Annotated in this window: 20 protein-coding genes and 1 pseudogene; 10 read left to right on the forward strand and 11 right to left on the reverse strand. The window is 71.4% G+C overall.

The genetic code is table 11. The annotated features are described in order from the left end of the window. The first annotated feature begins 203 nt into the window (after positions 1-203). From GTY56_RS21810 to GTY56_RS21820, 3 genes are all read left to right on the forward strand, one after another. Positions 204-1,169 (forward strand): diacylglycerol/lipid kinase family protein, encoded by a 966-nt coding sequence (locus tag GTY56_RS21810; RefSeq protein WP_161367043.1) that lies wholly within the window; start codon positions 204-206, stop codon positions 1,167-1,169. A gap of 82 nt (positions 1,170-1,251) precedes the next feature. Further along, a complete protein-coding gene (locus tag GTY56_RS21815) occupies positions 1,252-1,620 on the forward strand; it encodes a nuclear transport factor 2 family protein (RefSeq protein WP_030234889.1) in 369 nt (122 codons plus the stop codon). Positions 1,621-1,747: 127 nt separating this feature from the next. Then, positions 1,748-3,301 (forward strand): MmgE/PrpD family protein, encoded by a 1,554-nt coding sequence (locus tag GTY56_RS21820; protein WP_202510562.1) that lies wholly within the window; start codon positions 1,748-1,750, stop codon positions 3,299-3,301. 85 nt (positions 3,302-3,386) lie between these two features. Here the strand turns inward: GTY56_RS21820 and GTY56_RS21825 are convergent, their stop codons facing one another. After that, positions 3,387-4,046 (reverse strand): ScbR family autoregulator-binding transcription factor, encoded by a 660-nt coding sequence (locus tag GTY56_RS21825; RefSeq protein ID WP_237524964.1) that lies wholly within the window; start codon positions 4,044-4,046, stop codon positions 3,387-3,389. 334 nt (positions 4,047-4,380) lie between these two features. Between GTY56_RS21825 and GTY56_RS21830 the strand changes: the two genes are divergently transcribed. Next, positions 4,381-5,346 (forward strand): ScbA/BarX family gamma-butyrolactone biosynthesis protein, encoded by a 966-nt coding sequence (locus GTY56_RS21830; protein ID WP_161367045.1) that lies wholly within the window; start codon positions 4,381-4,383, stop codon positions 5,344-5,346. A gap of 45 nt (positions 5,347-5,391) precedes the next feature. Here GTY56_RS21830 and GTY56_RS21835 read toward each other — a convergent pair whose 3' ends face one another. Then, entirely contained in the window at positions 5,392-5,985 is a 594-nt protein-coding gene (locus GTY56_RS21835) for a TetR family transcriptional regulator (RefSeq protein WP_346345534.1), read from the reverse strand. Positions 5,986-6,083: 98 nt separating this feature from the next. Here GTY56_RS21835 and GTY56_RS21840 point away from each other — a divergent pair, with 98 nt between their 5' ends. The 3 genes and pseudogenes from GTY56_RS21840 to GTY56_RS40710 all read left to right on the forward strand — a co-directional run. After that, entirely contained in the window at positions 6,084-7,334 is a 1,251-nt protein-coding gene (locus GTY56_RS21840; protein ID WP_346345535.1) for an acyl-CoA dehydrogenase family protein, read from the forward strand. Beyond that, on the forward strand, positions 7,324-8,079 hold the full coding sequence (locus tag GTY56_RS21845) for an HAD family hydrolase (protein ID WP_346345536.1): 756 nt from the start codon (positions 7,324-7,326) through the stop codon (positions 8,077-8,079). The genes GTY56_RS21840 and GTY56_RS21845 overlap by 11 nt, the downstream gene beginning before the upstream one ends. A gap of 136 nt (positions 8,080-8,215) precedes the next feature. Beyond that, positions 8,216-8,426 (forward strand): annotated as a pseudogene (locus GTY56_RS40710) (TetR/AcrR family transcriptional regulator); the annotation flags it as partial. A gap of 976 nt (positions 8,427-9,402) precedes the next feature. Here the strand turns inward: GTY56_RS40710 and GTY56_RS21855 are convergent. Together GTY56_RS21855 and GTY56_RS21860 are read right to left on the reverse strand one after the other, a co-directional pair. Beyond that, on the reverse strand, positions 9,403-9,636 hold the full coding sequence (locus GTY56_RS21855) for a hypothetical protein (protein WP_161367047.1): 234 nt from the start codon (positions 9,634-9,636) through the stop codon (positions 9,403-9,405). Between the two features lie 69 nt (positions 9,637-9,705). Next, the gene (locus GTY56_RS21860) at positions 9,706-10,014 is read right to left on the reverse strand and encodes a hypothetical protein (protein WP_161367048.1); all 309 of its coding nucleotides are present in this window, start codon (positions 10,012-10,014) and stop codon (positions 9,706-9,708) included. A 242-nt stretch (positions 10,015-10,256) separates the two neighbouring features. Between GTY56_RS21860 and GTY56_RS21865 the strand changes: the two genes are divergently transcribed. Together GTY56_RS21865 and GTY56_RS21870 are read left to right on the forward strand one after the other, a co-directional pair. Continuing rightward, entirely contained in the window at positions 10,257-11,060 is an 804-nt protein-coding gene (locus GTY56_RS21865) for a lantibiotic immunity ABC transporter MutE/EpiE family permease subunit (RefSeq protein ID WP_161367049.1), read from the forward strand. A gap of 2 nt (positions 11,061-11,062) precedes the next feature. Then, positions 11,063-11,812, forward strand: a complete 750-nt coding sequence (locus GTY56_RS21870) for an ABC transporter ATP-binding protein (RefSeq protein WP_161367050.1) — start codon at positions 11,063-11,065, stop codon at positions 11,810-11,812. An 89-nt stretch (positions 11,813-11,901) separates the two neighbouring features. On the opposite strand, the gene GTY56_RS21875 is transcribed toward GTY56_RS21870, so the two are convergent. From GTY56_RS21875 to GTY56_RS21905, 7 genes are all read right to left on the reverse strand, one after another. After that, on the reverse strand, positions 11,902-12,543 hold the full coding sequence (locus tag GTY56_RS21875) for a helix-turn-helix domain-containing protein (RefSeq protein ID WP_161367051.1): 642 nt from the start codon (positions 12,541-12,543) through the stop codon (positions 11,902-11,904). Positions 12,544-12,781: 238 nt separating this feature from the next. Then, positions 12,782-13,027 (reverse strand): DUF2511 domain-containing protein, encoded by a 246-nt coding sequence (locus tag GTY56_RS21880; RefSeq protein WP_237524965.1) that lies wholly within the window; start codon positions 13,025-13,027, stop codon positions 12,782-12,784. A 233-nt stretch (positions 13,028-13,260) separates the two neighbouring features. Beyond that, positions 13,261-14,178 (reverse strand): ATP-binding cassette domain-containing protein, encoded by a 918-nt coding sequence (locus GTY56_RS21885; RefSeq protein WP_161367053.1) that lies wholly within the window; start codon positions 14,176-14,178, stop codon positions 13,261-13,263. After that, positions 14,175-14,969, reverse strand: coding sequence for a hypothetical protein (locus GTY56_RS21890; RefSeq protein WP_161367054.1), 795 nt, complete (start codon positions 14,967-14,969; stop codon positions 14,175-14,177). Before GTY56_RS21890 ends, GTY56_RS21885 begins: the two co-directional genes overlap by 4 nt. Then, positions 14,966-15,649, reverse strand: coding sequence for a hypothetical protein (locus tag GTY56_RS21895; protein WP_202510563.1), 684 nt, complete (start codon positions 15,647-15,649; stop codon positions 14,966-14,968). Before GTY56_RS21895 ends, GTY56_RS21890 begins: the two co-directional genes overlap by 4 nt. A gap of 209 nt (positions 15,650-15,858) precedes the next feature. Further along, on the reverse strand, positions 15,859-16,782 hold the full coding sequence (locus GTY56_RS21900) for a hypothetical protein (RefSeq protein ID WP_161367055.1): 924 nt from the start codon (positions 16,780-16,782) through the stop codon (positions 15,859-15,861). Further along, positions 16,779-17,372: an RNA polymerase sigma factor gene (locus GTY56_RS21905; protein WP_346345537.1), complete on the reverse strand. Its 594-nt coding sequence runs from the start codon at positions 17,370-17,372 to the stop codon at positions 16,779-16,781. The genes GTY56_RS21900 and GTY56_RS21905 overlap by 4 nt, the downstream gene beginning before the upstream one ends. A 191-nt stretch (positions 17,373-17,563) precedes the next feature. On the opposite strand from GTY56_RS21905, the gene GTY56_RS21910 reads away from it, so the two are divergent. Continuing rightward, entirely contained in the window at positions 17,564-17,734 is a 171-nt protein-coding gene (locus tag GTY56_RS21910; protein WP_161367057.1) for a gallidermin family lantibiotic, read from the forward strand. Positions 17,735-17,744 lie beyond the last annotated feature (10 nt).

The following is a 17,744-nucleotide window of genomic DNA, read 5'->3' on the forward strand; positions in this document are numbered from 1 at the left end:
GTCCGCGGCGGGCCAGGCGTGCCCTCGGCCCCGCGTCCCCGTGCCCGGCGTGTGCCCTGCCTCCCCGTGCCCCTGCGCCTCGCCGGCGTCAGCCGCACGTCAGCGCCGTGACAGCGGTCGGCGGCAGAGTCGACGTCGTGGGCCCGGAGCCGCAGGCGCGGCCCCGGCCCCGCCGGCACCGTCCGACGAAGGAGTACGCCCGCATGGCAGATACAGCAGCCCCGGTCCCGACCCGGGCACTGGTCCTGGCCAACCCGGCCTCCGGCAGCCACAGCCCGGAACTGGTGGAACAGGTGCGCCAGTTGTGCGACTCGTACCTGGAGCGCACCGAGGTGCACCCGACCACCGGACCGGGTGACGCCACCGTCGCGGTGCGCAGGGCCCTCGAACGGCCCACCGGCGCCCCCGACCTGGTCGTCGTCATCGGCGGCGACGGCACCGTCAGGGAGGCCGTCCAGGGCCTGGTGCCCGCCTCCGGGCGCGCCACGCTCGCGGTGGTGCCCGGCGGCACCGGCAACTCCGGCTACAAGATGCTGTGGGGCGACCGCCCCTGGACGGAGTCCCTCAAGGCGATCCTCACCGACTCCGGTATCGGCGGCAGCGCCCGCCCGCGCCGCCTGGACCTGGCCCGCCTCGCCGAGACCCGTCAGTACGTCTACCTGGGTGCCTGCTCCGGCGTGATCGCCGACGCGCTGATCACCGCCCGCGACCTGCCGCTGACCGGCCGCGAGCGCTACGCTCGCGCCTTCGCCGACACCGCCGCGGGCTACGCGCCGTACCCGGGCCGGGTCATCGTCGACGGGCGGGTCGTGCACGAGGGCCCGACCGTCCTCGCGAACGTCGGCGGCGGCCCCTACCGCGGCGGCCGGTTCAACGTCCTGCCCGACTCGCTGCTCGACGACGGCCTGCTGGACGTCTGCGTCATCGGCGACGGGATCGCCGCGGCCGACGTGCCGCGGCTGACCCTGACCGCCGCCCACATCGGCCACCCCGCCACGCGGTACGCGCGCGGCCGGACCATCACCGTGGAGCGCACCGACGGCCGCCGGCTGCCGCTGGAGCACGACGGCGAGTACCAGCACGGCATCGGCCCCACGGCCACCTTCGAGGTCCTCCCCGGCGCCCTCCCCGTGTGGGCCCCGGCCCCGGACCGCCCCGAGACCCCCTGAGACATCCAGAACCCCCGTCGTACCGCACGCCTTGCGACGGCACGTCGGGTCAGCCGCACCGATGCAAACGAGGAGAACACACATGAGCGACCTGACCACCACCGTCGACCGCTACCTGGCCATCTGGAACGAGGCGGACGCCGATAAGCGCGCGGCGGCCATCGCCGAGCTCTTCACCGCCGACGCCCCGTACATCGACCCGCTCGCCGCCGTCGAGGGCCACGAGGGCTTCGGCGCGGTGGTGGCGGGTGCCCGCGAGCAGTTCAAGGGCCTGACCTTCGAACTGCACGGCACGGTCGACGCCCACCACAACCAGGCCCGGTTCCAGTGGGGCCTGGTCACCGAGCCCGGCGCCGAGCCGATCGCGATCGGTTTCGACGTCCTGGTCGCCGACGAGGCGGGCCGCATCAAGGCCGTCTACGGCTTCCTGGACAAGGTGCCGGCAGCCTGAACCCCTCCCGCGGCGGCGGGAGCACCGGCCGACGGTGCTCCCGCCGCCGCTCCCACCCGCCCGGAGCGACCAGCCGCCGGCCACGGCACGCCCCGGCCGGCGTACGGCAAGAGAGGTGCCTCGCGCCATGACGGCAGTACTCGGTGAGAGCGTGGCCAGGGCGCTGTGCGACGACTGGGGGAGCACGGCGCCCAGGCGTCCTCGCCGCCCCACCGACACCCCGCTGCGTGAACTGTCCCAGTGGGCGGCGACGCTGCGCCCCGAGCACATCCCGTGCCGGGTGCTGAAGCTCGCCGCCAGTCAGGTGCTCTCGCAGGCCGCATCCATCAGGGCCGGGCTCCAGCACCCGCTGGGACGGCGGCTGGTGGCGGCCTTCGGGCACCCCATGCAGCGCGACCCGCGCACCGCAGCGGGCGTTTTCGCCGCCCTCGGGTCCTGGCTCAATCTCGACGACACCGCCTACGCCGGGCATCTGTCGAACTCCACCGTCGCGGTACCGCTCGCCTTCGCCTACACCCGCCGGCTCGACGGGCTGTCCCTGCTGACCGCCGTCGTCGCGGCCAACGAGTGCGCGGCCCGCATCACCGCCTCGGCCACCCTCGGCCCGCTGCGCGGCCAGAGCGCCGTGCACACGCACCTGGCGGGCGCGGTGGCCGGCCGGCTGCACTGCGACCGGGCCCCGGCCGCGCTCTTCGAGAACGCCTTCGGGCTGGCCTTCGCCATGCCCAACTGGCCCCTGATGCGCGCCTTCCTGGCCAGCGACGCCCGCCTGTTCAACACCTTCACCCCGGTGCGCACCGCCATGGACGCCTGCGACGCGGCGTACGCGGGGCTGCGCGGCGCTCCCGACATCGTCGAGCACGAGGACGGCTTCCTCGCCCGGTTCGCCACCGTGCCGCTGCCGCAGGCGGTGGCCAAGGGGCTGGGCCGGCGCTGGCACACCGACACGCTTTCCTTCAAGATGCACCCCGGCGGGCCGGGCATCGACGCGGCCGTGGACTGTGCCACCGAGATCCACCGGGAACTGGGCGGCCTGCGGCCCGAGGACGTGGCGGAGGTGGTCGTCGAGGCGTCCCTGTACACCCTCTTCGCCGGTGAGCGCGCCGCCCGGTACGTCAACGGTCCGGGCTCCCCGCTCGGCGCCCTGGTCCTCGACGTGCCCTACCCCGTCGCGACCACCCTGCTCACCGGCGAGTTCACCGTGGACGACTTCTCCTCCCCGCACCTGGACGACCCGGCCCGCTGGGCGCTGGCCCGGCGGGTGCGCCTGGAGCACGACACCGAGATGACGCGCGAACTGTTCCTGTCCGACGCGCCCTTCGGCGAGGCGGTACGGGAGGCGGGGGAGCGTGCCGTGCCGTGGCTGCGCGGCTTCGGCGGGGACGAGCTGGTCGACCTGCTGGGCCCGCTGAGCGCCGACGACCGGGACTTCTCCCGCGCCGCGAAGGCCACCGGCGCCCGGGTCACCGTCCGGCTGACCGACGGCCGTACGGTGTCGCGCACCCGGCTGATTCCGGTCGGTGCGGCCGGCCCGGAGACCCGGGTCCGGCACGCGGATCTGGTGCGGGAGAAGTTCCTGGCGGTCGGCGGTCCGCAGGAAGTGTCCGACAGCGCGGACCGGCTGCACCGCATGCGTCCGGGCGCGCTGCGACGCTGGATAGAGGCCGCCTTCCTGGACTGAACCGTCCCCGCCGCCGGACGGCGTGGCGGGTGCGGCGACCGGAGCGGTCCACCGGCTCCCGCCGCACCTCCCCGGCCAGTCGGTCCTACCGCGCCGGCACCGACAGCAGGGCGAAGGCGTCGAGGATCTCCTCGACCCGCTCCACGATGTCGGCCCGGTCGTTCTGCACCCAGGAGATGTGCTGGGCGCCGAACAGGGCGGAGACCAGGACCCTGGCCAGGGCCTCGGGCGCCGCGCTCTCCGGCAGTCGGCCCGCGGCCCGGCACTCCTGGAGGAGTTCGACGATCAGTGACGTGAAACCGACGTACGGGACCGGCATCTCCGCCTTGATGTAGGGGCGTTCGATCTGCAGGCGCGCTCCCGCCTTGACGTAGACGTCGTCGCGGAACCCGCGTGCGGTGCGCAGCAGCACGTCCACCACCGTCGAGGGCGAGGAGTGGTCGCCCTCGAGCGCGGGGGCGACGATCTCGTTGAGCCTGCGGTAGAACTCCTCCGTCACGGCGACCGCGAGGGCCTCCTTGTTGGAGAAGTGGAAGTACACCGCGCCCTTGGTCATCTCCGCGCAGTCGGCGATGTCCTTGATGGTGACGTTCGGGTAGCCGTGCCGGGCGAAGACCTCCGCGGCCGCGTCGAGGATGGTGCGCCGGGTGCGGATGGCGCGCTCCTGCTTGAGGTGCGAGGTGTCGTCGACCGAGGTGCCGACGGGGATGTGCGAGGTCTGTGTCGCGTCGCTGTGTTCGCTCATGACGTCCATTCGTGCCGTGCCGTCCGCTGCTTTCGGTGGCCGGTTCGTGGGGGGATGGGGCCGGGGCAGGTGCGGACACTTCGTGGGTTTCGCCCCTCTGACCAGCAGAAATGACCGATCATCCGCTGCGCTCCGCCCGAGCCTTGCAAGATACCTTCCCGAAGGTATATTAATTTCGTGCCGAAGGGCGCCGCACGTCTGTTAGTTCGCATGGTCCTGGTTCTTCCAGTACGGGGGAGGCGAATCCCAGATGTCAGTCGTGCTCAATCATCCCAGCATCCCGCAGGCGTCAGCAATGGCCCACGCCTGTGATTCGTTGAGCTTTGCACGTCCCGTGACGCGTGAGCTGGTGCACCGCAGCTCCGTCGCGGAGGTGTTCGTCACCGACGGCGCCTGTGTCGGTGACCGCGAGTTCGTCGTCGCCGCCCAGTGGCCGCGCGACCACGCGCTCTACCACCCGGACGAGAACGGTCTGAGCGATCCCCTGCTGTTCGCGGAGACCCTGCGTCAGGGGATGGTCTATGTCGCCCACCGGCACTGCGGTGTGCCGCTCGGCCGGCGCTTCATCGGTCGCGACCTCGACTTCGAGATCACCGACCCCGCCGCCCTGCGGGTCGAGGGCGTACCGCTGTCGGTGTTCCTGGTGGGCGAGTGGACCTGGGACGGCGACGACGCGCGGGGCAGGAGCGGGGCCCGGATGGACTTCCGGCTCGTCGTCGACGGCCGCGTGTGCGGCTGGGGCACCATCAGCATGCTGATGGTGGATGAACGGCGCTACCGCCTGCTGCGCCGGCTCGGCGGCGGCACCGCGGACGCGCCGGCCGCCTTACCGGCGCGGACGGACGTCTCCGGGGCGCCGCGCACGCCCCCGCACCGGGTGGGGCGGCTGCGCTGGCGGGACTGCGTCCTGGAAGAGGCCGCGAGGCCCGACGAATGGCGGCTGCGGGTGGACCGCGACCACGCGGTGCTCTTCGACCACCCCACCGACCACATCCCGATGATGGTGATGCTGGAGGGCTTCCGCCAGCTCGGCCACCTCAAGGTGCACGAGGCGTGCGACGGCCCGTTCGCCGATCTGTCCTTCGCGCTGGCCAGGACCACGGTGCAGTGCCTGGCCTTCGGCGAGTTCGACCGGCCCACCCGGCTGGTGGTCGATGAGTGCGCGTCGGGCGTCCGTCCGCAAGAAACGTTTCAGCTGTCCGTCTCGGCGGTCCAGGGTGACACCGTACTGGCCCGCGCACGGACCGCCTGGGCCTGCGTGGGCACCCGCCCGGCGGCGGCCGTCCCGGCCTCCTGGTAGCGGCGGCCCACCGGCCCGGATCCGGGGCCGCACGGTCGTCGGTGCTCAGACTGACGCGCGTGTCCCCATCGCGCGCGTCAGCACCCCCCACATCGCGGCGACGCTGGGACCGGGCCGGTCCAGGCCCGAGGAGGCGCCGGTCCACAGCGCGGCGCAGAACGCCGCGACGATGAGATCGGCCAGGGCATCGGCCGGCGGTGCCTCGACCCAGTGCCGTCCCCGCTGCACCTCGCCCACGAGTTCGAGCGCGATGCCATGGGTGTCGCTCAGGAGAGGAGCCACCGTGTCGGCCGCCCGAGCCGCCTCCACCTCCAGCCGCAGAGCCGCCTGCGCCCTGTGGTCGGTCTCGAAGAGCTTGCCGAGTCCGAGCACCAGGGCCTCCAGCCGGCTCGTGGCCGGCTCGGGCGAGGTCCTGGCCCTGTCCAGCAGCGTCCGCACGCTCCGGGACAGATGTTCCGTCAGCGCGGCGGCCAGCTTCTCCTTGCTGGAGAAGTGCCCGTACAGGGCGCCCTTGGTCAACCCGATCCGGTCGGCGATGCGCTGCAGGTTCGCGTTCACGTAGCCGTAGCGTGCGAACTCGTACGCGGCGGCGTCGAGGACGCGATCGTGCGTCCGAAGGGCACGCGCCTGCTTGACCACGCTGATCACCTCCTTCACCCCGGCCCGGTGGTGAAGGACCGGCCGAGAAAGATTCGTTCCCGAACGAATTCTAGTCTTGAGGCAAAGGAGAGCGATAGGTGAACCGGCGTCAAATCTGCACAGGCCAGGGGGCACAGGGTGGCGCGCCGCGGGCGCGCGGACAGCTGGCGGGCGCCGTGGCCTCCGCCGCGGCGCACGCGTCGGCGGCGGACGCCACCGGCCGGCTGTCCGCGGAGACCGTCGCGCTGCTGACACGCGCCGGCTTCGCCCGTCACTTCGTGCCCGGGGTCTGGCACGGTACCGAGGGAACCTTCAGCGACCTCCTCGCCGAGGTGGCGGCGGTCGGCGAGGGGTGTGCGTCCGCCGCGTGGTGCGCCGCCCTGTGGGCGACCCACGGCAGATACGCCGCCCACCTGCCCCTCGAAGGGCAGCTCGACCTGTGGGGCCGGTCGCCCGATGTGCGGATCGCCGCCGGACTGCGGCCCTCCGGCTCGGCCGCCCGCTGCTCCGGAGGCTGGCTGCTCAGCGGCACCTGGGAGTGCGTCAGCGGGGTCGCGGACGCGGACTGGCTGCTGCTGGCGGCCCCGGAACCGGACGAACCGCGGTTACCCGGCGGCCGGTGCCGGCTCTTCGCCGTCCCAGCCGCCGAGATCCACGTACGGGAGACGTGGCGCAGCACCGGAATGCGCGGCACCGGCAGCCACACCGCGGTCCTCGACGGCCCGGTGGTGGTCCCCGACCACCGCACCTGTTCGCTGTCGGACGTGCTGGCGGGCTCTCCCGGGCCCGGACGGTCCCGCTGCCACACCGCCCCGGCGCACCTGGGGACGGGACTGCTGCTGTGCGCGCCCGCCCTCGGGTCGGCCCGCCACGCCCTGCGGGAGTGGACCGCGTGGGCCGCGCGCAGGGGAGCCGGCCGGCCCTCGGAGCGCGCCACGTTCCAGCTGCCGCTGGCGCAGTCGGCCGACGACATCGAGGCCGCCGAACTGCTGCTCGCGGACGCGGCGCTGCGGGCCGACTCGGGCACCCGTGCCGAGCGGGATGTGGCCCGCAACCGCCGGGTCGCGGCGGCCGCCGCACAACACCTGGTCACCGCCGTCGAGCGGCTGTTCCGCGCGGCCGGAACCCACGCATGCGGCGGCCCCGGGCCGCTGGAGCGCACCTGGCGCGACGTCCACGTGCTGGCCGCGCACCAGGCCGTGCGCCGGGAGACCGCGGCGGCCCTGTACGCCGACTCGGTGTTCGCCGACTTCGAAGACCGTCCCGAGCAGGCCGCCGGGCTGCCGGCGGCCGCGCCCCGGTTCATGGCGCACTCCGCGCCGACGGAGGTGGTCGCCGGTGTCCACTGACACCCGCAGCGGGCGCAACCGGTCCCCGCGACCCGCGACGCCGCCTCCCCGCCCCACACCCTCCCGGCCCGCTGCGCGGGCACGCCCCGAGGGCCCCCGCCGGCTGGTGTTCTTCGACGTGGACGAGACGCTGATCGGCCGCAAGAGCGGCCCGGACTTCCTCCGCGACCACTTCGCGCGGAAGTACGGCGCGGACGGATCGCGCCGGGCCGGCGAACTGCTCGGCGCACTGGCCGGTCTGCACCGCGCGGAGGCCAACCGCCGTTTCCACCGGGCCTTCCGGGGCTGCCCGGCCGCGGAGGCCGAGGCCGCGGCCCGCCGGTGGTACGGAGAGCACAGCCGGGCCGACGGCTTCTATCTACCCACCACACTGGCCGCGCTGCGCCGGCACCGGGCCGAGGGCGCGTCCGTCGCCCTGGTCTCCGGCACCTTCCCGCCGCTGCTGGCCGTCATCGCCGAGGCGGTCGGGGCGCGATTCGCCCTCGGCGCGAGACTCGAACGCTGCGGGCCGCGGCTCACCGGCGAACTGATCGGCGCCCCGGCCATCGGCGAGGGCAAGCGCACCCTGGTGCGCCAGCTCCTCGCCCGCCACCCCGACATCGACCCGGCCGACTGCTGGGCCTACGGCGACCATCCCTCCGACCTGCCCATGCTGCACAGCGTGGGGCACGCGGTGATGGTCGCCCCGGACGGGACCCACACCACCCTGCCACCGCACCCCGCCGGAACCGACGGAGGCGGGTGAGCACGTCCGCCGGCGCCCCGAACAGCGGCTCGCTGTCCGGACCGCCGAGCCCGGCGGCGAGTCCGTCGACGACACGGGGATCCCAGTTGTCCAGGACTGCGGACAGGTGGTTGAGGAGGATCAGTGGTACGCCGTCGCCCGGGCCACTGACATCGCGCGCGAGGCCCGTCGCGTCTACGCCGAGGGGGTGGCCGACTTCGCCGATTTCCTGGCCGGTGACGACCAGGACGGCATCGTCCGGCTCTGCGCCTTGTTCGGTGCGCTGCTCCTGTCCCGGGCCACCGAGGATCTCCCCGCTCTCCGGGGAGATCCTCGCCGCCGCGCACGCGGCCTTGACCGAAACAGGCTGGTCAAAGGCTCGGTGCGGATGCACATCGACCGGGCTCGAGGCCGTCTGGTGGCTGGACTGTCGCCCTGGCGCGTCGCTGCGCGCAGTGGAGATCCCTCCGAGCCGTGTGTGCATCTCCTGCACCGACGCAATCGACGACACCCCGCAGGCCGACACCTCGGAACGGTGGGACGTGCCGAACCCCACCGCGAGGCGACCCGATTCGGGACGATGACGGTCCACAGGGTGCACTCGGCGGGGAGTGCACGTGGATCCGGGCTGTGCAAGAGGAGCCGACCCCTGTGAGGGCTCTCTCCGTAAGCAGCCAAATGGGGCCGGCGTTGCGTTCGGGCCGTCCGTCTCGGCGGTCGGCCCGGGAGGACGTTGATCGGGAAGAGCGGCTGAAGTGGCCGGGACGGGGGCGAATGACGGCGTCAGAGGGGCGCGGCCATGACGCCCGTATGACGCTCCGGCCCGGGGGCAGGCCGTTCCGGTGCCCGGAAAAGGACCTCTCACCTGCGACTTTCTCCAACTGCGGAATTCGGGAATGTTTCCGATGACGTCGCACGTGGAGTGCTGGCGATTTTGGAACCTGTGGCGAAGGGCGTCTGACCGGCAGGTTCTGAGCCGTGGCTGTCGGTTTGAACTTATTTGGGTCGTCGCAACAGATGGACGGAGACAACGCTGCCTGAGCTGCGGTTTCCGGTGCTCCGGTGGTGGTCTGCGCGCAGGAGCGCAGCGATTTCTGACGCACGGATGACGCACGTCCTGATGGTGTGTCAGGTGCGATTCGAGTGCTGCTGGCTCATGGCCGGCCGACCGGTTTCGGCAGCCGGGCTGCGTGGTGACCTGCAATCATCCGGTCCATCAGGACGTCCCGGGCCACGAGTCGCACGATCCTGGCGATATCGGATGCAGGCAGAATAAGCGTGCTCATGAAGTTGCTGTCCCTCGGCAGGGTAAGCAATATCCGAGAAATTCCCGGCGCCCCCAGGTCAGGGGCGGAGGTTCCTCTCGATTTCCGCCTGCTCTACGAGATCCGCGTAGGCGTCGGGGTCGTCGAGCTCCGCGGCGTCGAGAAGCAATACCGACCACGGGATCGGGCACGGCGGGGCGTGATCGGGGTCCGGGCACAACAGCTGGGTGATGCGTTCCTTGACCTCTTCGGCCTGCTCCCGCGTCGCATGGATACCCAGCCGTACTTCGTAGACCTGTGAGTCTTCAGGCACCGTTCACCCATCCTGTTGTTCAAGAAGTGAGAAAGGGGACGATATTGAATTCGCCCCCTTTGCTCTACGTTACCAAACGCGCTTGGCGTCGCAGTGGCGCTTGTAGTGGTTGGCCGGAACGGGGACGTTCTTCTTCGCGTCGTTGATGGCCGCCTGCTGGGAGTTACCCGTGCCGTCCGCCCTGTCGTACCCCACGACGTTGTTGTCACTGATGCGAACGATCTGGCACTGGACCGTGGCGTGCCAGGTCCGCAGGATCCCGGCCTCACTGGCCACGCTGGGCTGCGACGCGGTGGTGGCGGAAGCGACGGGCGCGACGATGCCCCCGAGGGCGAGAGTCATGGCGCCGGCGACGAGCGTGCGGTGGAGCGTCTTCACGGGTGTTCCTCCTCGGTAAGTGGAACCTGAACGCGCCGATCCGTCGAAGCCCTCGGGGCCTCGGCCAGGCCGACGACACCCACGACCCTCGCATCCGACGACGGCGAAGTCGCCCCCTGGCAAGGCAGTTGGCAGCCGCCTGTCAGGTGTCAGCCGACTGCCGACGTGCATTGACCGTGAACCGACCGGCCGACCCTCGCTACGTACTCGGCGTAACCGGAAGCGGCCAGGCAGGAGACACCATGGCGCACGACACAGCTGCCCGACCCCTCGCGGGGCAGCGCGACAATCCCTCGCTGGTGACCGTGACGGGCACCGAACTGGCGCGCAACAAGCGGGGGTTCCTTCCCTGGTACCACGTCCTCGCTCCCGTCATCATCACCGTTCCCCTCTTCATCGGCGCTCTTGGCTCGTCCGAGGCCAAGGCGGGACAGACCTTCGAGGTGTTCCGCAATGTGACGCTGGAGTTCTGGGGCGTGCTGGTACCGATGACGGCGGGTCTGGCCGCCGCCCTGTCGGTCCGTGCCGACCAGGACGCCTGGCGGTTGCTGCTGTCGTACGGTGTGCCGCGCGGGCGCTACTTCATCGGCAAAGTGGCCGCGCTGGGGGTACTGGGCTTCGTCTCCTCCACCGTGCTGCTGGTGATGCTCTCCCTCGGTGCCCTGATCAGCGGGCGTTTCCCCGAAGCCATGGGGACGGTGGCCGCGGCCGTCTATCTGCCCTGGCTGGTGGGTCTGTCCATGACGGCGCTGGCCGTGCTGGTCGCGGTGATGTGGGGCATGGGCCCCAGCATCGGAGTGGGCGTCGCCGGCCTGCTGTGCGGGGCACTCGTCTCGGACAAGGTCTTCTGGTACGCGGTCCCGTTCGCCTGGCCGATGCGGGTGGTACTGCCGCTCGCCGGCATCGGGCCCAACGGCGTGCCACTGCCGAAGGGCAGCCCGGTGACCGACATGTCCGCCATCCCGCTCGCCGTCGGCCTCGCCGTCGTACTGACCGGGGCTCTGCTGGTGGTGGGCAGTATCCACATGAGCCGCAAGGAGATCTGACCATGACCACGGCGACCCCCCGAACGCCGGGCGCGAAGGCGACGCCGGCCCTCACGATCCGGCAGCTGCGCAAGCACTACGGCTCCCACCGCGCACTCGACGGTGTGGACCTCACCGTGCAGGCCGGCGAGGTGTACGGCCTGCTCGGGCCGAACGGGGCCGGCAAGACGACGCTCATGAAGGCGCTGCTGGGCCTGCAACGGCCGACCTCGGGCAACATCGAGATCTTCGGCCGTCCCGTCCAGCGGGAGTCGCTGGCCGACGTCGGGGCCCTGATCGAAGTGCCCGGGCTGTGGCCGACACTCACGGCCGACGAGACGATGAAGGTACACGCCAGGCTGCGCGGCGTGCCTGAGGAATGGATCGAGCCGGCACTTCGCCTGGTCAAGATGACCGATGCGCGCAGCCGGATGATCAAGGCGTACTCCCTCGGGATGCGCTGGCGCCTCGGCATCGCCGTCGCTCTGCTGGCCAAGCCGCGGCTGATCGTCCTGGACGAGCCGACGAACGGTCTCGACCCCGTCGGCATTCGCGAGATGCGCGGGATCATCCGCTCGCTCGCCGGCGAGGGCGTCGCCGTGCTGATCGCCAGTCACCAGCTGGCGGAGGTCGCCCAGGTCTGCGACCGGGTGCACGTGCTGGTGGCCGGCCGCACGAGCTACGAAGGGCCGCTGGCAGGCCTCGCCGTCGACGGGGACGTGGAGGCCGGGTTCTTCCGTCTGCTGGAAACCGCTGATGCGGGCATCCGCTGAGCGGCGACGGACGGCCGTTGGCCCCGGAGCGCTCGGTGCCGGGGCCAACGGAACTCAGGTCCGGGTCTGGTGAACCCGTTCGGCAGATCTCAGCTGGCGCACGCCGTCAACGGCCGGGTCAGGCCGAGCGCAGCGGCCTCCGACACCAGCTCGGTGCGGCAGCCCACGCCCAGACGGTTGTACAGCTTGCGAATACGGCGGTACATGGACCGCTCGGAGCAGTAGTAGCGCCGCGCGATCTCGGTCACGGTCATGGAGGTGCAGAGCAGCCCCACCAGCTCCTTGTCGTAGTCGGGGAGGGCAGAGGGTGCGAACTCCCGGCGTTGCCGGCTCTCGCTGTCGTCGGCACCGGGCTGCTCGCGTAGTGCGGAACCGGTGAACCCACGACCGTCCGGGGCGCCGCCCGGGTCGTCAGGGGGCCAGACAGCGGTGGCGTCGGCGGCCGCGGTCAGGCGGTGGGCCCGGATCTGGGCGCACAGCATGTCGATCTGGCTCTCGCCGGGTATGGCGAGGTTGAGCACGAAGTTCGCACCCGAACGAATCGCGTAGTACGTCCGCTGCCCGAGGACGTCGTTGGTCACGCCGATGAGCATGGACAAGGGATGCCTCACCCGCACAGCGCGCAGTCCCTCGGCCTGGAAGTCGCTGGTGACCGGGATCAGAACCGGCAGATCGAGCGTCCCGCCAGGGGCGGTCAGGTCCTCGTCGTCGACGAACTCGATGCTGTCCATGCCGGAACGGAGCATGCTGAGCGGGTTGAGGGGTGAGTCGAAGTGTGCCCTGAGTCCGGAATGGATCAGGAGGCGGAGTACGGTGGCGTTCACATCATGGTCAGGGTGCTGCTGATACATGGAAAGTCCCCCGTGCTGATCGTTCCCGTGGTTGTCGCTGGGGTGGATCGTGGTCATTGCTGGTCAGTGCAACGACCTTGATCGCGCTCGCGGTCGGTGCGAGCCCGACCTCTGATGATCACCCCCCGGCTCTGCAGAGTTTCAGAGATTTGCTGAGCAACGTGCCGAGGCTCACCTTGTCTCCGCCGTCGCCCGATGCGCGCACCGGCTCGATGCTCTGATAACCGGCTTTCCGGGCACGGTCGTTGAGCGCGTAGGTCGTGCCGTCGGGAACCGTGAAAACGGCCTGGTCCCCGGATCGGCACTCGGCGGTGCCGTGATCGACGGTCAGTGGCCAGGCGTAGCCGAGGTTCTTCTCGCTCATCCGCTGCTTGGTGGAAGTGGGGCTCGGCAGAGGTACAGGGTCCGTGGTGTTCGGGTTCGCGCGGCCGGCTCCCCCGCAGGCGGTCAGGGTGAGCAGTACCACGCCCACGCCCGCCCACGCCGACATGAGGGCGCGCCTGCGGGGCGGCCCTGGTGACGCGGAGCGGGGGGCGAACCCGGCAGGGGGGATGGCGTCGGATGTCGTGGTGGCCTTCGTACACCGGTGCTTCACGATCACTTGTCGGCAACCTCACTGGTCCAGGGGCTGGTGTGGCGGACCGTCCCGTCGGCGCTGAGCAGGGCGGCATATCCGTCTTCGAGCGACGGCTCTACCGGAACGGCTCCGGCGGGCGGAGCGGTCGTGACGATGCGGTACTCGGATCCTTCGGCGGTGGTCACCGCGCTCACCACCTCCGCGCCGGGTGGCGGTCCGGCGGCAGGGCCGACTGCCCGGTAGGCATAGGTGCAGCCGGCTGCCTGGCTGACGAGGGCCGCGGTGGCGTCGTGGAAGACCAGGCGGCCGGAGGCGAGCACCGCCACTTCGGGGCAGGTCTGTGCGACGTCGTCGAGGATGTGGGTGGACAGCAGGACGGTACGTCCGTGGCCGAGACCCGCGAGCAGCGTGCGAAAACGCATTCTCTCGTGCGGGTCGAGGCCGGTGGTGGGCTCGTCGACGATGAGGACGGACGGATTGCCCATCAGGGCCTGCGCGATGCCGACCCGGCGCTTCATGCCACCGGAGAATCCGGCCAGCCTCTCCCGGGCCCGTTCTTCCAGGCCGACTTCGGCGATGCGGTCGTCGACCTGCCGACGGCGTTCGCGTTTGTCGTGGATGCCCTTGAGCACGCCGATGTAGTCGAGGAACTCACGTGTGGTCAGGTCCGGATACAGCGCGAGTTCCTGTGGCAGATAGCCCAAGGTCTGTTTGACGGCGGTCATCCCGGCGCTGGTCGACAGGTCGTGCCCGGCGACGACCACACGTCCCGCAGTGGGGCGGAGCACACCGGTGATGATGCGCAGCAGCGTGGTCTTGCCCGCGCCGTTGGCACCCAGCAGGCCGATGGTGCCGCTCTCGATGTGCAGGTCGACGGCGTCCAGCGCGCGACGGCCACCGGGGTGGATCTTCGTCAGTTGCTCCGTGGTGATGTTCATGATGCTCCATGCCGTCTGATGCGGGCTACGAGATGGCCGAGCGCGTAGCAGGCGGCGGCCGTGGCGAGTACGAGGGCGACGTTCAGCAAGGCGGTCGCGTCCCCGACCGCGGGGCGTAGCGGTCCGGTGCCCTCCCGGGCCGCCCACACCTCCGGCGTGTGCGCCCAGGCGACCAGCGGGTAGCCACCGAGAGGGGACAGGACGGTGCCGGTGGCCGTGGGCAGGGGCGAGAACTCCGGGGGAAAGTGACAGGCCCACAGCCACACCACGACCGTGACGGCGCGAGCGGCGGCCACCGGCAGCAGCACGCCGAGCAGCCCGGCGAAGGCGGTGACCAGCATCGCCGCCGGGAGCACGACCATGACCAGGGAGACGGCCGCCGAGTTCAGCGGCGCCACGGAGCCCTCGGCCGCCGAGATCACCACCGCGTACAGCAGGAAGAGCGCGGCGACCGGAGCGAGAGCGGTGAGCAGCGGGCCGGCCATCGTCCCGGCGGTCCGCTGGAACGGCCCGGCCGGGGTGGCTGCGAGCAGCTCGGGCATGCCGCGCTCCTCGAAGCCGCGGCGCAGCCGGTCGGCCAGCGCGAGGCCGACACCCAAGGTGCAGAAGGTGTTGACCAGCACGGCTGCCGCGCCGACCCTCACCGCCGGGTCGTGGTGGCCGGTGACGACCGGCGATGTCGCGGCCAGCAGCATGCTCAGCAGTGCCAGGGGCAGAACCGCACCCCACACCGCCTTGCGGCGGGCCGCCATGAGGGCCTCGTATCGAAGTGTCCACAGCAGCACGGTCATCGTGTCTCCTCGGTGCCGACTTGCCGTCCGGTGGCATGGCCGGCCCGGACGCCCTTCCTCGGCCCGCGGCCGAGGACGACTCCGTCGCGGACCGCGGGCCCGCCGGGGGCGAGGTCCCGCAGGGCCAGAGCGGTCAGCAAGGCGCCCCCGAGCAGCGCGGGCAGCGCCTGACTTGCCCCCTCCGGCACCGCCCGGTCGACCAGCAACAGCTTGGCCATGACGGTGGCGACGACCAGGCCGGTGGCGGGGGCGGCCGACCCGGACCGTACCGTCATCCACACCGCGCCGCCGCTCAGGAGCGCGGTGAGCCCGGCCAGTTGCAAGAGCGTGGACCAGAGATCGACATGGTGACCGGTGGCTGCCACCAGGGCCACCAGAGCGACCGCGGTGACCGCGGTGACGGCGGCGGGCCAGACGAGACGGCGGGCGACGGTGCGCGGGTAAGGAGTGGGCAGCGACAGATGCAGCTCCAGCAGCGAATCGTGCGCCACCACCGCCGCGCAGGCCAGCGCCGTGGCGGCGGGCAGCGCGCAGGCCAGGAGCACGCGGCCGAGCATCGCACCACCGGCCGGGTCGGCCGCCACCGCCGCGTACGCGAGCAGCGCCGCCAGCACCGGCAGCACGAAAACCTGTCTGCCGCACCGGCGTCTTTCGTACGTCCACCACGTCGCGGCGGTCATGCTCCCAGCTCCTCCCGCTGTCTCCCGCGTCTCCCAGCGACGCCGGGTGTACCGCCGCCCTTGCTCGGCTACGGGGGCGCCGGGTGGGAGCGGCGGTACACCTCGTATGTAGCGGCGGAAGGGGAAGCGGTTCACGCCTTCACCGGGTAAATCGCCCACGCGTGCGACGCGGTGCGTGCGTGAGGGTGTGCGTCCCCACCCCCGCTCCGCTACTGGGGCACCGTGGTCAGCCTGAACGACCGCATGGCACCGGCGGCCCAGGCCAGCAGCGCCACGGTGAGAACAAGGGTCCACGGTGTTGTCGACAGCAGCGCGTTCACCAGCGTGTCGGCCGGTGTGCTGAACATGCCCTCGGGCCCGCTCACCACGCCCAGGAGCCACACTGCGCCGCCCGCCGCCGCGCCCTGCGCGGGGGAGAATCTGACGGCCAGGGCGAGCGCGAGGGACGCGGCCAGCAGTGACTCGCCGAGCCAACTCGACACCACCGCCCACCAGCCAGGCCCGTCCAACAGCGCCGAACACGCCATCGCCATGGCCACGTCGGCACAGAGCACCACCGTCAGACGGGCGAGGAACACCGCCGCCGGCGGCACCGGCAGGGTGAAGAGCACCTCGCGCTTGGGGTCCCGTCTGGGCGAGGCGGCCATCAGGGCTCCGAACATCACCAGCAGCACCACGACCGCGCCGAACAGCCGTACCGCGAACCGCTCCTGCACGTACGTCGACGCAAGGACCGTCGCCCCGAGGAATCCGGCAGCGTTCAGCGGCGCCCAGATGCCCGGCATCAGCACGATCTGCCTCACGGCCAGTTGCCAAGCCGTGCGCCAGGGATGGGGCAGACCGAAGGCGTGCCGACGGCGTTCCGGGGTAGGTGTGTCCGCAGCCGTGGAGAGCCGCCCGGCCGCGTCCAGGGGGCCGGAAGCGGCCAGCGCGGGCCCGAGGAGCGCGTCGAAGGAGGGCACAGAGGCGGCGGATCGGGCCGCCTCGGCGCGCAGGGCCGAGCCGATCTCCTGCCAGGCGGCCGCACGCGTCAGGCAGTCGGGGCACCCTTCGAGATGCCGTCGGTGTTCCGGCGCGTCGTCCCCGGGGCGCGCCAGACGCGCCAGGACGTCGTCTGCCAAGTGCTCTGTCATCGTCGACCCGTTCCTTCCAGCCGCGTGGCGGTGAGCATGCTGCCCAGACGTCTTCGAGCGTGCGACATCCGGCTCTTCACGGTGCCCACCGGAATGGCGAGCAGGGTGGCCACTTCCGAGTAGGCCAGTTCGTCGACCAGTACCAGAGCGAGAACCTCGCGCAGGTGCCCGGGAAGGGCCCGCACCGCGGCCAGGACCTCCGTGCGCTCGGCCTGCCTCACTATCTGGTCCTCCACGCTCGGTGCGGGGTCGGGGACGTCCCGGGCCTCGGCCAGATCCACCGGTTGTGGCCGTGACTTGCGGAGCTGGTTGTGAGCCTGCCGTCTGGCCACTCCCATCAGCCACCCCCGCACGGAGGACTCGCCGCGGAAGCCGTCCGCGGAGCGCCATACCGCCAGCCAGGTCTCCTGCAGGATCTCCTCGGCCACTCCCTGGTCCGAGGTGAGTCTTCGGATGAGCCGGAGCATGGCGGCAGCATGCCTCTCGTAGAGAGTACGCAGGGCAGCCTGGTCGCCGCGGGCGACGGCGGTAAGGAGAACTTCGTCCGAGCACACACCAGGTACGTATCCCAAAAACCCTGAGCGGTTCACGGGGCACGGACACCGGTGATCATTTTTGGCCGGAATCCGCCATGCACTAGCAGTGACGTGAGAGGCCTGTCATGGAGCTGCCAACACTGCCAAGCCCGATCCAGCCCGTTGATCGGTCGGAAGGGCCGTGATTGCGTAATGAACGGGTCGCGACCCACGAACATCCGTTCGGTATCTCCGAGGGAGTCAGCATGGGAATCAACGCATCAAGCACGTCGCAGAAGGACTCGAACCTCTTCGACCTCGACCTCGAGATCGGCGTGGAGAAGTCCGTTGCCGGCCCCGCCATCACGAGCGTTTCGTGGTGCACCCCGGGTTGCACCAGCGAGGGTGGCGGCTCCGGCTGCAGCCACTGCTGCTGACGTACCGCGC

Source organism: Streptomyces sp. SID5643, from assembly GCF_009872555.1.
Lineage (GTDB): Bacteria > Actinomycetota > Actinomycetes > Streptomycetales > Streptomycetaceae > Streptomyces > Streptomyces iakyrus.

Coding starts and splice junctions, on each gene's coding strand:
- GTY56_RS21810 (WP_161367043.1), top strand. CDS start 204: ATGGCAGATACAGCAGCCCCGGTCCCGACCCGGGCACTGGTCCTGGCC.
- GTY56_RS21815 (WP_030234889.1), top strand. CDS start 1,252: ATGAGCGACCTGACCACCACCGTCGACCGCTACCTGGCCATCTGGAAC.
- GTY56_RS21820 (WP_202510562.1), top strand. CDS start 1,748: ATGACGGCAGTACTCGGTGAGAGCGTGGCCAGGGCGCTGTGCGACGAC.
- GTY56_RS21825 (WP_237524964.1), bottom strand. CDS start 4,046: ATGAGCGAACACAGCGACGCGACACAGACCTCGCACATCCCCGTCGGC.
- GTY56_RS21865 (WP_161367049.1), top strand. CDS start 10,257: ATGGCGCACGACACAGCTGCCCGACCCCTCGCGGGGCAGCGCGACAAT.
- GTY56_RS21870 (WP_161367050.1), top strand. CDS start 11,063: ATGACCACGGCGACCCCCCGAACGCCGGGCGCGAAGGCGACGCCGGCC.
- GTY56_RS21875 (WP_161367051.1), bottom strand. CDS start 12,543: ATGGACAGCATCGAGTTCGTCGACGACGAGGACCTGACCGCCCCTGGC.
- GTY56_RS21880 (WP_237524965.1), bottom strand. CDS start 13,027: ATGAGCGAGAAGAACCTCGGCTACGCCTGGCCACTGACCGTCGATCAC.
- GTY56_RS21885 (WP_161367053.1), bottom strand. CDS start 14,178: ATGAACATCACCACGGAGCAACTGACGAAGATCCACCCCGGTGGCCGT.
- GTY56_RS21890 (WP_161367054.1), bottom strand. CDS start 14,969: ATGACCGTGCTGCTGTGGACACTTCGATACGAGGCCCTCATGGCGGCC.
- GTY56_RS21895 (WP_202510563.1), bottom strand. CDS start 15,649: ATGACCGCCGCGACGTGGTGGACGTACGAAAGACGCCGGTGCGGCAGA.
- GTY56_RS21900 (WP_161367055.1), bottom strand. CDS start 16,782: ATGACAGAGCACTTGGCAGACGACGTCCTGGCGCGTCTGGCGCGCCCC.
- GTY56_RS21910 (WP_161367057.1), top strand. CDS start 17,564: ATGGGAATCAACGCATCAAGCACGTCGCAGAAGGACTCGAACCTCTTC.